Source organism: Variovorax sp. YR566, from assembly GCF_051992195.1.
In the GTDB taxonomy this organism is placed as follows: domain Bacteria; phylum Pseudomonadota; class Gammaproteobacteria; order Burkholderiales; family Burkholderiaceae_C; genus Variovorax.
Window position 1 is genome coordinate 4240831 of record NZ_CP197092.1, and the last position, 12116, is coordinate 4252946.

Genomic DNA, 12116 nt, shown 5'->3' on the forward strand with positions numbered 1-12116 from the left:
TCAGGCCATCATCCACGCGCCGTAGCCGAAGGCCAGAAACCCGAGGCCTACGATCGCGAGGATGCTGCGAGCCTGGAACTCCAGTGCCGGCGGCAGGCTTTGCACGAGAAAGTGCAGCATGGCGCCGGCGCCGATGGTCATGAAGCCCGCGCCGAACTGCTTCATCGGTTCCGGGTCGGGATAGAGAAACACCAGCGCGAAGCCGGCCAGGAAGACGATGTTGGCGAGCACAGTGCCGCGCGTGCGCCAGCGCTTCTGCACCGGCGTTGGCTCGCGCACAGGTGGTGGCCTGCTGCCGTAGCCGTATCTGCTGCGCCCCTCCTTCAGTGCCATGCCGATGAAGAACAGGCCGAACATGCTCGGAAACGCACCGAAGATGCCGAGCCCCCATACCCCGCCCCACATGTTCTGGAAATCGGCCACCAGCGCCTTAGAGGGATCGGCCACGCTGTAGCGCACCTCCACCGCGTCGCCCCACTCCTTGCCCGACAGGCCGCCGCCCAGCCCCTTGACGCGGCGCTTCTGCCCGTCGGAAGCGGTGTATTCGACGATGGGCGCGCGCGAAACCGTGGTGCGGCCGTTGCTGTCCTTGCTTTGTTCGTCGACGAACTCGACCAGGCTGCCCTGCACGCTGGTGGTTCCGGCAATCGACTGATAGCGGTGCCAGCCGATGGTGGCCGCACCGTAGAGGCCGGCGAAGCCGATCACCAGCGCCCCGACACCCACGCCCCAGAAAAAGCTCTTGAGCCACCCCACGAGCCCGCCGAGGGCCGGGCCGAGCAGCAGGGACAGCCCGAAGACGATCAGCGCGTGGGTGGTGGCTTCTTCGTCCATGGCACTTCTGCTTGATGCATGCGGTGCCGGGACTTCGGCCGATGGCGCTGACTCAGCGGCGCGGGCGCTGCCCGTTGCTGGTCTTCATGCCCATGTTGGTCTTCTGGCGGTCGATGCGGTCCTGCTTGCGCCGCTCTTCCCGCTCGATGACCTTGCGCTTGGTATAGCCCGACGAATCGGCCCAGGCCCACCACGCGACGGCCATCGCGAACGGAGACAGCACGATCCACCAGCTCCAGCCGGCGACCATGCCTACTTCGAGATACTTGAGGGCCAGTCCAAGCAGGCCCAATGCCAGAAACCACATTGCGAATCCCTCCGGGTCGTACTGGCAACGCATCCGTACGCCGTGCACGGTGCTACCTACAATCGCGTTGAGTCGAATGTAACTCAGCCCTTACCAAATAGATCCCCCATGAAAAGAGTCTTGTTGTCGGCAGCTCTGGGCCTCGGCCTCGTAACGCTCGCCGCGCCCGCCTTCGCAGACCTGGCCCTGGCGACTTCGAAGAACTGCATGAGCTGCCACGCGGTCGAGCGCAAGGTGCTCGGCCCGTCGTTCAAGGACGTGGCCGCCAAGTACAAGGACGACAAGGGCGCCGTCGACACCCTTGCCAGCAAGATCATGAAGGGCGGCTCCGGCGTGTGGGGACCGGTGCCGATGCCGGCGAACAACCAGGTCAGCGAAGCCGATGCAAAGAAGCTCGCGGCCTGGGTGCTGTCTACGAAGTAGGCCCCGGGGGCATCACGCCTGCGGGTTGATGTCCGCCGGTACCGGCCGGCGCTCGATGCGGTCTTCGAGCTGGCCGATATGCGCGGCCACGGTGTTGTCGGTCTGGTCCGAGCGCAGGCGGATCGCGGTTTCGAGCTGCTCCAGGCGAGCCAGCATCGCCGCCTGACGGTCGGCGTTCTGCGCCATGTGCTTGTTCTCCTGCGCCTCCAGGAAATTGCGCAGCTCGGTGAAGCGCGAGGCCTCGGCCTTGTCCGCCAGGTCGCGCTGGACCTGCATTTCCTTGGTGTGGCGCTTGGTGTCGATCAGCACCGAGCTGTGCAGGTACAGCACGTAGACGAGGAAGAAAGCGGCCAGCACCACCGTCAGGCCCAGCATGATCAGGCCCAGCGGCGCCGAGACGGTCATGAAGCCCAGCCACACATCGGTGGATGCAGACAGCGTGCCCCAGTTCAGCGCGGCGAGCGCCGCGATGAGCAGCACGATGACAAAAAGAAAAGCGGATCTCACGCCCATGGGGGCCTCCTTCGGAAAGATCGAACACGTCGAAAACCCGTGCGCGTCGAGGCGCACGGTGGTTGCGACGGTTTTACCTCAGCGAAGAGCTCCGTTCGGCGCAGATGGCCGCATAGACGGCCATGTCCTACAGCACCGGTCAGTTGGTCTGTGACAACTGTTCGAGGATCGCGGGATTTTCGAGCGTCGAGGTGTCCTGCGTGATCGCCTCGCCCTTGGCAATGCTGCGCAGCAGTCGCCGCATGATCTTGCCGCTGCGGGTCTTGGGCAGGTTGTCGCCGAAGCGGATGTCCTTGGGCTTGGCGATAGGGCCGATTTCCTTCGCGACCCAGGCGCGCAGCTCGTTGGCGATCTGCTTGGCTTCTTCACCTGTCGGGCGCGCGCGCTTGAGCACGACGAAGGCGCACACCGCTTCGCCCGTCACGTCGTCGGGCCGCCCTACCACCGCGGCTTCGGCCACGAGGTCGGTCTTGGACACCAGCGCCGATTCGATTTCCATCGTGCCCAGGCGGTGGCCCGACACGTTCAGCACGTCGTCGATGCGGCCGGTGATGCGGAAGTAGCCGCGGTCGGCACTGCGCACAGCGCCGTCGCCGGCGAGGTAGATCGTGCCGCCCATCTCCTCGGGGAAGTAGCTCTTCTTGAAACGCTCGGGGTCGTTCCAGATCGTGCGGATCATCGAGGGCCACGGCCGCTTGATGACCAGCATGCCGCCCGCGCCGTTGGGCAGGTCCTTGCCGGTCTCGTCGACGATCGCGGCCATGATGCCCGGCAGCGGCAGCGTGCACGAGCCCGGCACCAGCGGCGTGGCGCCCGGCAGCGGCGTGATCACGTGGCCGCCGGTCTCGGTCTGCCAGAAGGTATCGACGATGGGGCAGCGCTCGCCGCCGATATTGCGGTGGTACCACATCCACGCTTCAGGATTGATCGGCTCGCCGACCGAGCCGAGGATGCGCAGGCTCGTGAGGTCCCAGTTCTTCGGGTGCACCTTTTCGTCGCTCTCGGCTGCCTTGATGAGCGAGCGGATGGCGGTGGGAGCGGTGTAGAACACGCTGACCTTGTGCTTCTCGATCATCTGCCAGAAGCGGCCCGCGTGCGGGAAGGTCGGGATGCCCTCGAACACCACCTGCGTGGCGCCGGCCGCGAGCGGACCGTAGGCGACGTAGGTGTGGCCGGTGATCCAGCCGATGTCAGCCGTGCACCAGAACACGTCTTCGGGGCGGATGTCGAAGGTCCAGTCCATCGTGAGCCTGGCCCACAGCAGGTAGCCGCCGGTGGCGTGCTGCACGCCCTTGGGCTTGCCGGTGGAGCCCGAGGTGTAGAGGATGAAGAGCGGGTGCTCGGCGTTCACCGGCACGGGCGGGCAATCGGTGCTCTGGCCTTTCAGCGCTTCAGCAAAGGTCTTGTCGCGGCCTTCCACGCGGTTCCACGCGCTAGGCGTGCGCTCGTACACGAACACCGTCTTGATCGACTCGCAGCCGCCGAGCGCGATGCCGTCATCCACGATGGCCTTGAGCGGCAGTTCCTTGCCGCCGCGCAGCTGGTAATTGGCCGTGATGACCGCCACCGCACCCGCGTCGATGATGCGCTCCTGCAGCGCCTTGGCCGAGAAGCCGCCGAACACCACGCTGTGGGTGGCGCCGATGCGCGCGCAGGCCTGCATGGCAATCACGCCCTCGACTGTCATCGGCATATAGATGACGACGCGGTCGCCCTTCTGGATGCCCTGCGCCTTCAGCGCGTTGGCGAACTGGCTCACGCGGGCGAGCAGTTCCTTGTAGGTGACGTTGGTGACGGTGCCGTCGTCGGCTTCGAAGACGATGGCCGTCTTGTTCTCGACCGGGGTGCCGATGTGCCTGTCGAGGCAGTTGGCGCTCGCGTTGAGCTCGCCGTCGCCGAACCACTCGTAGAACGGCGCCTTCGACTCGTCGAGCGTCTTGGTGAAGGGCTTGGTCCAGTCCAGGTTGTCCTTGGCAAGGCGGGTCCAGAACCCTTCGAAATCCTGCTCGGCCTCCTTGCACAGGGCCTCGTAGGCGGCCATGCCGGAAATGCGGGCGCCTTCGGTGGCGCGGGCGTCGGGCGGGAACACGCGGTTCTCGACCAGGACGGATTCAATGTTCTTCGATGCGCTGCTCATGCTCTATGTCTCCTGGATGGGTGCGGCCGTAATGTCGACGGGTCCACTTACGGGTCACTGACGGGCTTGCGAAGGTCAGATGTTAGTTCTCGGGGTTATCACGAGTGCGTCACGGGGGCACCTCTAGAATCCCCGGTCCCCAACCACCGCCTTGCCGATGTCCGCTCCCGAACCTTTCGACCCCCGGAACCCGCCCGTACCAGCCCGCGCTTCACCGCTGCGTCCCCTGCCCAAGCTGATCTTCGCGAGCCGCTGGCTGCAGCTGCCGCTCTACCTGGGGCTGATCGTGGCGCAGGCCGTGTACGTCGTGCACTTCCTGGTCGAGCTGCTGCACCTGGTCGAGGCCGCGTTCGGCAGCAAGGAAGCACTGCAGGCGCTCATTACCAGCATCGGCTACAAGACCACGGCGCCGGTCGGCACACTCAACGAGACGGTGATCATGCTGGTGGTGCTGGCGCTGATCGACGTGGTGATGATCTCGAATCTGCTCATCATGGTGATCGTGGGCGGCTACGAGACCTTCGTGAGCCGCATGGACCTCGAAGGCCATCGCGACCAGCCCGAATGGCTGAGCCACGTGAACGCCTCGGTGCTCAAGGTGAAGCTGGCCACCGCCATCATCGGCATCAGCTCCATCCACCTGCTGAAGACTTTCATCAACGCGGACAACTACACCGACCGCGTGCTGATCGCGCAGACCGTGATCCATATCGCCTTCCTGTTCTCGGCAATGGCCATTGCCTACACCGACCGGCTGATGGCCCCGGCGCCCCACGCCGGCGACGGCCACTGAGCCTCGCCCCCTAGCCTGCGTGCGGCGCGTCCCACGCAGGCACTTCGGTGAATCGCTCGGCCAGGAAGTCGAGCATCGTGCGCAAGGTGGCCGGCATGTGCTTGCGAGAGGCGTACACGGCATACATGCCCACCACCTGCGGCTCGAAATCGCCGAAGAGCCGCACCAGTTCTCCCTTCTGCAGCAGCTCCGACGTGAGATAGGTCGGCAGCATCGCAATGCCGGCCCCTGCCCTTGCCAGGTACATCAGGCTCGCCGCGTCGTTGGCGGAGACATTGCCATCCACAGCCACGGACACCGGCTCCCCGTTGTCCTTGCGCGTGAAGTTCCAGAGGCTGCGTCCAAAGTAGGAATGCGTGAGGCAGTTGCGCTGGGCCAGTTCTTCCACGCGCAGGGGTTTTCCGTGCTCCTTCAGATAGGCGGGTGAAGCGCAAACCACCGATCGGCACGTGGTGAGCCGGCGAGCGATCAGATTGGGGTCGATCTCTGCCGCCGTACGAATCGCGAGGTCGATGCGCTCGTCCACGAGGTTGACGGTTCGATCCAACAGCACCAGGTCGACCATCACGGCCGGATAGAGCCGCACATAGTCGGCAATCGCGTCGGCCAGTTGCGCCTGCGCAAACGAGGTTCCGGTGGTGATGCGCAATTGCCCGCGCGGCGCCTCGGCCGGATGCCGCACCGCTGCCTGCATGTCGCCCGTGAGCTCCAGCACCTGGCGGCAACGCGGCAGCAGCTCTTCGCCGGCCGCAGTGAGGCTAAGGCGGCGCGTCGTGCGGTGCAGCAGGCGCGCGCCGGTCCATTGCTCCAGTTCGGCGACGTAGCGCGTGACTACCGGGCGGGACATGTCGAGCTTGTCGGCGGCGGCCGAAAGGCTGCCCGAATCGACCACGTTCACAAACACGCGCATGGCGTTCAATCGGTCCATTCGAACGATTTTAGGAATAAACAAGCGCGCAAATCGAGGTATTTCTTTCGAAACCAGAAACCTAAGATGCGGTTCATCCCATCCGATCTTTCACAGGAGTCACTCATGAGCCACATCGCCATCATCGGCGCCACCGGACGCGCCGGCGGCCGCCTTCTGGAAGAAGCCCTGCGCCGCGGCCACACCGTCACGGCCATCGCCCGCAAGGCCACCGACAAGCTGGCAGGCCGCGCCAACGTGAAGGCCGTCGACCTCGACGTGCTCGATGGCGCAGCGCTCGAAAAAGCGCTGGCCGGCCACGACGCCGTGTTCAGTGCCGCGCACTTCTCCACCGTGCCGCCCGCGGCCATCATCGAGCCGGTCAAGCGCGCGGGCGTGAAGCGCCTGCTGGTGGTCGGCGGCGCCGGCAGCCTGTTCGCGGCGCCCGGCCTGAAGGTGATCGACACGCCGAACTTTCCCGATGCCTACCGCGCCGAAGCCTCGGCCGGCGGGGTGTTCCTCGACACGCTGCGCAACGAGAAAGAACTCGACTGGACCTTCCTGTCGCCCTCGGCCGAGTTCGTCGAAGGCGAGCGCTCCGGCAAGTTCCGCCTGGGCAAGGACGACCTGCTGGTAAGCGCCGAAGGCCGCAGCTGGATCACGTTCGAGGACTACGCAATCGCGTTCATCGACGAGCTTGAAAAGCCGGCGCACTCCCGTCAGCGATACACGATCGGCTACTGAAACAAAAAAGGACCCGATGAGGGTCCTTTTTCAATGGGCTGACCGAATCAACGGCCAGTCATGTTCTCCGGCACCACCCACTGGTCGAACTGTTCGGCCGTGAGGTGCCCCGAGGCAATCGCCGCTTCGCGCAGGCTCGTGCCTTCCTTGTGCGCCTTCTTGGCGATGTAAGCCGACTTGTCGTAGCCGATGTGCGTATTCAGCGCCGTCACCAGCATCAGCGAACGCTGCACCAGCTCCGTGATGCGTTCGCGGTTCGGCTCGATGCCCACCGCGCAGTGGTCGTTGAAGCTCACCATGCCGTCGGCCAGCAGGCGGACGCTCTGCAGGAAGTTGTGCGCCACCATCGGACGGAACACGTTCAGCTCGAAGTTGCCCGAGGCGCCACCGATGTTGATGGCCACGTCGTTGCCGAACACCTGCGCGGCCAGCATCGTGACGGCCTCGCTCTGGGTCGGATTGACCTTGCCCGGCATGATCGACGAGCCCGGTTCGTTCTCGGGAATACTCAGTTCGCCGATGCCGCTGCGCGGCCCGCTCGCGAGCCAGCGCACGTCGTTGGCGATCTTGTTCATGCTGGCGGCGAGCGTCTTCAGCGCGCCGTGGGCGTGCACCAGCGCGTCGACGCTGGCCATCGCTTCGAACTTGTTCGGCGCGGTCACGAACGGCAGGCCCGTGAGCTTCGCCAGTTCGGCGGCCACCTGCTCCGCATAGCCCTTGGGCGCGTTCAGCCCGGTGCCGACGGCCGTGCCGCCCAGCGCCAGTTCGCTCAGGTGCGGCAGCGCGGCGCGCACATGCGCCTCGCCGTGCGCGAGCTGCGCCACGTAGCCCGAGAACTCCTGGCCCAGCGTAAGCGGCGTGGCGTCCTGCAGGTGAGTGCGGCCGATCTTCACGATGTCGGCGAAGTCCTTGGACTTCTGCTCCAGCGTGCCGCGCAGCTTGGCAATGGCCGGCAGCAGCTTGTGCGTGATGGCCTCGACGGCGGCCACGTGCATGGCGGTCGGGAACACGTCGTTGCTCGACTGGCTGCGGTTCACATCGTCGTTGGGGTGCACGAGGCGGCCTTCGCCGCGCTCGCCGCCGAGGATTTCGCTGGCGCGGTTGGCCAGCACCTCGTTGACGTTCATGTTGGTCTGCGTGCCCGAGCCGGTCTGCCAGACCACCAGCGGGAACTCGCCCGGGTGCTTGCCGGCGATGACTTCGTCGGCGGCCGCCACGATGGCCTTGGTCTTCTTTTCGTCCTGCAGGCCCAGCGCGTGGTTGACCACGGCCGATGCGCGCTTGACCTGCGCCAGCGCCTTGATGATCTCGCGCGGCTGCTGCTCGCCGGAGATGTCGAAGTTCTGCAGCGAGCGCTGCGTTTGCGCGCCCCACAGCTTGTCGGCCGGCACGTCGATCGGTCCGAAGGTATCGCGCTCGGCACGGGTCTTGGGGGAAGTCGTCATGAGAAAAAGCTCCGCAGGATCATGAAAGGTCGCGCCGCTCGGCGGGCGCGAGCCCGAGTATCGGCCAATAGGAATAGCTCGCATCTGACGGGGCCATTGGCTGGCCGCTGACATCACGATACGCCTCCCGCCTTGACCGCATCATGTCGAAAAGTTATGATCGAAGGCTTCTGACGACCAACAAGTCATGATGAGTTCGGGTTCCCCGCTCTCTTGAACTTGCAGGTCACCCCTTCACTACTCGCGGATCTCCGAATCCCGTCGCGGTGCAAGGTTCTCCCGCCGGGCCCAGCCCGGCAAACCGGCCGGATCTTTTCCGTCCCCATTGCCACGTCACGCTCATCCAGGCGGCGCCCCTCGACCAGGCCCGTTGCCCTGCGAATGAAGCATCCGGCGGGCACTGGCTTCGTCGCCATGTCGTCTTCAGTGCCTGTCGGCAGCCCATCCAATGGGCTGGGGGCGTGGTCGCGTCGCCCTTGCGGGGGTGGCGATCTGTCAACCCCTCACCAAAGGAGCCCCGACGTATGGCCAAAGGAATTCTCATCGACCATGTCTTCAAGGTGTTCGGCGACGAGCCCGAACAAGCCCTGGAGCTGGTCCGGCAAGGTTTTTCCAAGAAGGAGATCCTGGCGCGCACCGGCCAGTCGATCGGCGTGTTCGACGCCACCTTCGAAATCCAGGCCGGAGAAATCTTCGTCATCATGGGTCTCTCGGGTTCGGGCAAGTCGACGCTGGTGCGCCTCTTGAACCGGCTGATCGAACCGACCGCGGGCCGCATCGTGATCGACGGCGCGGACATCAACGAACACTCCGACACCAAGCTGCGCGCGCTGCGCCGCAAGGACATCAGCATGGTGTTCCAGTCGTTCGCGCTGATGCCGCACATGACGGTGCGCGAGAACACCGCCTTCGGCCTCGAACTCTCGGGCACGGGCAAGAAAGAGCGACTGGCGCAGGCCGACCTCGCGCTCGCGCAGGTGGGGCTGGCGGGCTGGGGCGACAGCTATCCCGACGAGCTCTCGGGCGGCATGCAGCAGCGCGTGGGCCTGGCGCGAGCATTGGCCTCGGACCCGTCGATCCTGCTGATGGACGAGGCCTTCTCGGCCCTCGACCCGATCATCCGCACCGAAATGCAGTCGGAGCTGCTGCGGCTGCAGCAGGAGCAGCGCCGCACCATCGTCTTCATCTCGCACGACCTCGACGAAGCCATGCGCATCGGCGACCGCATCGCGATCATGAAGGACGGCCAGGTGATCCAGGTCGGCACGCCCGACGAGATCTTGCGCAGCCCCGCCAACGACTACGTGCGCAGCTTCGTGCGCGGCGTGGACGCGGCGGCCGTGTTCAAGGCGGCGGACATCGCGCGCAAATCGCTCACCGTGGTGTGCGAGCACCCCGAGCGCGGTGCGCGCGCGGCGCTCAAGCTGCTGGAAGACCAGGACCGCGACTTCGCCTACGTGACGAGCCCCAACAAGCGCTTCCTCGGCGTGGTGTCGGCGGACACGCTGCGCGGCGCGCTCGATGGACATTCAGGCCCGCTGGGGCTGCAGCACGCGTTTCTCAACGAGCTGCCGCGCATCGACGCCGAAGCCCCCGTGGCAGGCCTGATCGGCCAGCTCGCGCAGGCGCCGTGCGCGTTGCCGGTGGTGGCGAGCGACGGCCGCTTCTGCGGTGCGATCAGCAAGACGACGCTGCTGAAATTCCTCGACCGCGACACGCCGCCGATCGAGCCCGTCTTGCCCAACGCTGCCCCTGCTCTCGCCGCCGAGCCGCACTGAATTCACGAAGGACCTGAACGATGAATGACAACACACTTCCTTCCGACCTGAGCACGCCCGCGGCTCCTGCCTTCGTCGATCCGTGGGAAGCGCTCTCGGCCGCGCCCGACACCTCGGCCACCAGCGCCTGGCTCGACGCGCCGGTGAACGCCGCCCACCAACTTGCGGGACAAGCCGACGCCGCCACCAGCGGCTTCCAGCTGCACCGCCTCTGGGACGGCTCCCTGCCCGTCGAATCGTGGATCAACCAGGGCCTCGGCTGGGTGGTCGAGCACTTCCGCCCCTTCTTCCAGACCGTGCGCCTGCCCATCGACAGCACGCTGAACTGGGTGCAGGGCCTGCTCACCGGCCTGCCCACGCTGGCGATGATCGCCCTCATCGGCCTCTTCGCCTGGCAGTTCGCCGGCCGCGCGCTGGCCATCGGCACCACGGTGGCGCTGCTGCTCGTGGCCATGCTCGGCATCTGGCCCGAGGCGATGGTGACGCTGTCGCTGGTGCTGACCTCTCTGGTGTTCTGCATGGTTATCGGCCTGCCGCTGGGCGTGCTGCTGGCAAGCAGCGACCGGGCGCAGCGAATCATGCGGCCGGTGCTCGACGCGATGCAGACCACGCCGGCGTTCGTGTACCTCGTGCCGGTGGTGATGCTGTTCGGCATCGGCAACGTGCCGGGCGTGATCGTGACGATCATCTTCGCGCTGGCGCCGCTGGTGCGCCTGACCAACCTCGGCCTGCGCCAGGTGCGCCCCGACCTCATCGAGGCCGCACGCGCCTACGGCGCTTCGCCCTGGCAGATGCTGGTGAAGGTGCAGTTGCCGCTGGCCATGCCGTCGATCATGGCGGGCATCAACCAGGCGCTGATGCTGTCGCTGTCGATGGTCGTCATCGCCTCGATGATCGCCGTGGGCGGCCTGGGCCAGATGGTGTTGCGCGGCATCGGCCGGCTCGACATGGGCCTGGCGACCGTTGGCGGGCTCGGCATCGTGCTGTTGGCTATCTCGCTGGACCGGCTGACGCAAGCCATGGGCAAGTCGCGCCGCAGCGCTGGTCGCCGCTGGTGGCACACCGGGCCGGCGGGCTTCGCGCTGCGAGTGCTGCAGCGCCTTGTGGGTTCGCCCTCGCAACCGGGCAACCAGCCGGCTCCCGCCCTGTCCACGCAAGCGCAATAAGCCGCACGGAGGAACACAACGCATGAAGAAAACCAGTTTCATCGCACGCGGTCTGCTGGCCCTCGCCTTCGTGGCCTCGGGCATGGCCGCCCATGCTGCCAACGACCTGCCCGGCAAGGGCGTTACCGTGCAGCCGCTGAAAAGCTCGCTCGCGGAAGAAGCCTTCCAGACGCTGCTCGTGATGCGCGCACTCGAAAAGCTCGGCTACACCGTCGAGCCCATGAAAGACCTGGAGCCCGCCACCGAGCATCTGGCCATTGCCAACGGCGACGCCACCTTCATGGCCAACCACTGGAGCCTGCTGCACGCCGACTTCTACAAGAACAGCGGCGGCGACGCCAAGCTGTGGCGCAAGGGCGTGTACTCGGACGGCGCCGTGCAGGGCTACCTGATCGACCGCAAGACGGCAGAGCAGTACGGCATCACGAACATCGCACAGCTGAAGGACCCTGCCATCGCGAAGCTGTTCGACGCAGACGGCGACGGCAAGGCCGACCTGACGGGCTGCAACCCGGGCTGGGGCTGCGAGCTGGCCATCGAGAACCACCTCACGGCCTATCAGCTGCGCGACACCGTCACGCACAAGCAGGGCAGCTACGCCGCGCTGATGGCCGACACCATCGCCCGCTTCAAGCAGGACAAGCCGGTGCTGTACTACACGTGGACGCCGTACTGGGTGAGCGCAGTGCTGCGCCCGGGTACTGACGTTGTGTGGCTGCAGGTGCCCTTCTCGTCCTCGCAAGGTTCCTCGCAGGGCGGCAACGTCGACACGCAACTGCCCAACGGCAAGAACTACGGCTTCCAGGCCAACCAGGAGCAGATCGTCGCCAACCGGGCCTTCGCCGAGAAGAACCCGGCCGCGGCCAAGCTCTTCGAGGTGATGAAGCTGCCGATCGGCGACATCAATGCCCAGAACCTGCGCATGAGCCAGGGCGCCAACACGCAGCAGGACGTGGAGCGGCACACCGACGGGTGGATCCGGGTGCACCGTCCTCTGTTCGACGGCTGGATAGAGCAAGCCCGAGCCGCAGCGCGGTAGGCGCGTCGGCTGAGATAATCGGGGGGCGTT

Annotated in this window: 12 protein-coding genes; 6 read left to right on the top strand and 6 right to left on the bottom strand. The window is 65.9% G+C overall.

Annotated features, from left to right (window positions below; genetic code table 11):
* The gene (locus ACTG4X_RS19920) at nucleotides 1–834 is read right to left on the bottom strand and encodes a DUF3592 domain-containing protein (RefSeq protein ID WP_093056473.1); all 834 of its coding nucleotides are present in this window, start codon (nucleotides 832–834) and stop codon (nucleotides 1–3) included.
* Between the two features lie 52 nt (nucleotides 835–886).
* Complete coding sequence (locus tag ACTG4X_RS19925; protein ID WP_093056472.1) at nucleotides 887–1141, bottom strand: TIGR04438 family Trp-rich protein; 255 nt, start codon at nucleotides 1139–1141, stop codon at nucleotides 887–889.
* Between the two features lie 108 nt (nucleotides 1142–1249).
* Between ACTG4X_RS19925 and ACTG4X_RS19930 the strand changes: the two genes are divergently transcribed.
* Nucleotides 1250–1564, top strand: a complete 315-nt coding sequence (locus tag ACTG4X_RS19930) for a c-type cytochrome (protein WP_093056471.1) — start codon at nucleotides 1250–1252, stop codon at nucleotides 1562–1564.
* 12 nt (nucleotides 1565–1576) lie between these two features.
* Here ACTG4X_RS19930 and ACTG4X_RS19935 read toward each other — a convergent pair whose 3' ends face one another.
* Both ACTG4X_RS19935 and acs read right to left on the bottom strand, forming a co-directional pair.
* Nucleotides 1577–2077: a Signal transduction histidine kinase gene (locus ACTG4X_RS19935; RefSeq protein ID WP_093073774.1), complete on the bottom strand. Its 501-nt coding sequence runs from the start codon at nucleotides 2075–2077 to the stop codon at nucleotides 1577–1579.
* A 139-nt stretch (nucleotides 2078–2216) separates the two neighbouring features.
* On the bottom strand, nucleotides 2217–4214 hold the full coding sequence (gene acs / locus ACTG4X_RS19940) for an acetate--CoA ligase (protein WP_440531710.1): 1998 nt from the start codon (nucleotides 4212–4214) through the stop codon (nucleotides 2217–2219).
* Between the two features lie 157 nt (nucleotides 4215–4371).
* Between acs and ACTG4X_RS19945 the strand changes: the two genes are divergently transcribed.
* On the top strand, nucleotides 4372–5007 hold the full coding sequence (locus ACTG4X_RS19945; protein WP_093056468.1) for a YqhA family protein: 636 nt from the start codon (nucleotides 4372–4374) through the stop codon (nucleotides 5005–5007).
* A 10-nt stretch (nucleotides 5008–5017) separates the two neighbouring features.
* Here the strand turns inward: ACTG4X_RS19945 and ACTG4X_RS19950 are convergent, their stop codons facing one another.
* Nucleotides 5018–5935 carry a LysR family transcriptional regulator gene (locus tag ACTG4X_RS19950; RefSeq protein ID WP_093056467.1) on the bottom strand — a complete coding sequence of 306 codons (918 nt, stop codon included), beginning with the start codon at nucleotides 5933–5935 and terminating at the stop codon, nucleotides 5018–5020.
* A 105-nt stretch (nucleotides 5936–6040) separates the two neighbouring features.
* On the opposite strand from ACTG4X_RS19950, the gene ACTG4X_RS19955 reads away from it, so the two are divergent.
* Nucleotides 6041–6658, top strand: coding sequence for an NAD(P)-dependent oxidoreductase (locus tag ACTG4X_RS19955; protein WP_440531711.1), 618 nt, complete (start codon nucleotides 6041–6043; stop codon nucleotides 6656–6658).
* Nucleotides 6659–6705: 47 nt separating this feature from the next.
* Here ACTG4X_RS19955 and fumC read toward each other — a convergent pair whose 3' ends face one another.
* The gene (gene fumC / locus ACTG4X_RS19960) at nucleotides 6706–8103 is read right to left on the bottom strand and encodes a class II fumarate hydratase (RefSeq protein ID WP_093056465.1); all 1398 of its coding nucleotides are present in this window, start codon (nucleotides 8101–8103) and stop codon (nucleotides 6706–6708) included.
* Nucleotides 8104–8627: 524 nt separating this feature from the next.
* On the opposite strand from fumC, the gene proV reads away from it, so the two are divergent.
* From proV to proX, 3 genes are read left to right on the top strand one after another with little or no spacing between them, the layout of a single operon-like run.
* Nucleotides 8628–9881 carry a glycine betaine/L-proline ABC transporter ATP-binding protein ProV gene (gene proV / locus ACTG4X_RS19965; RefSeq protein ID WP_093073766.1) on the top strand — a complete coding sequence of 418 codons (1254 nt, stop codon included), beginning with the start codon at nucleotides 8628–8630 and terminating at the stop codon, nucleotides 9879–9881.
* 20 nt (nucleotides 9882–9901) lie between these two features.
* A complete protein-coding gene (proW, locus tag ACTG4X_RS19970) occupies nucleotides 9902–11047 on the top strand; it encodes a glycine betaine/L-proline ABC transporter permease ProW (protein ID WP_440531712.1) in 1146 nt (381 codons plus the stop codon).
* Nucleotides 11048–11069: 22 nt separating this feature from the next.
* On the top strand, nucleotides 11070–12086 hold the full coding sequence (gene proX / locus ACTG4X_RS19975; protein ID WP_440531713.1) for a glycine betaine/L-proline ABC transporter substrate-binding protein ProX: 1017 nt from the start codon (nucleotides 11070–11072) through the stop codon (nucleotides 12084–12086).
* Nucleotides 12087–12116 lie beyond the last annotated feature (30 nt).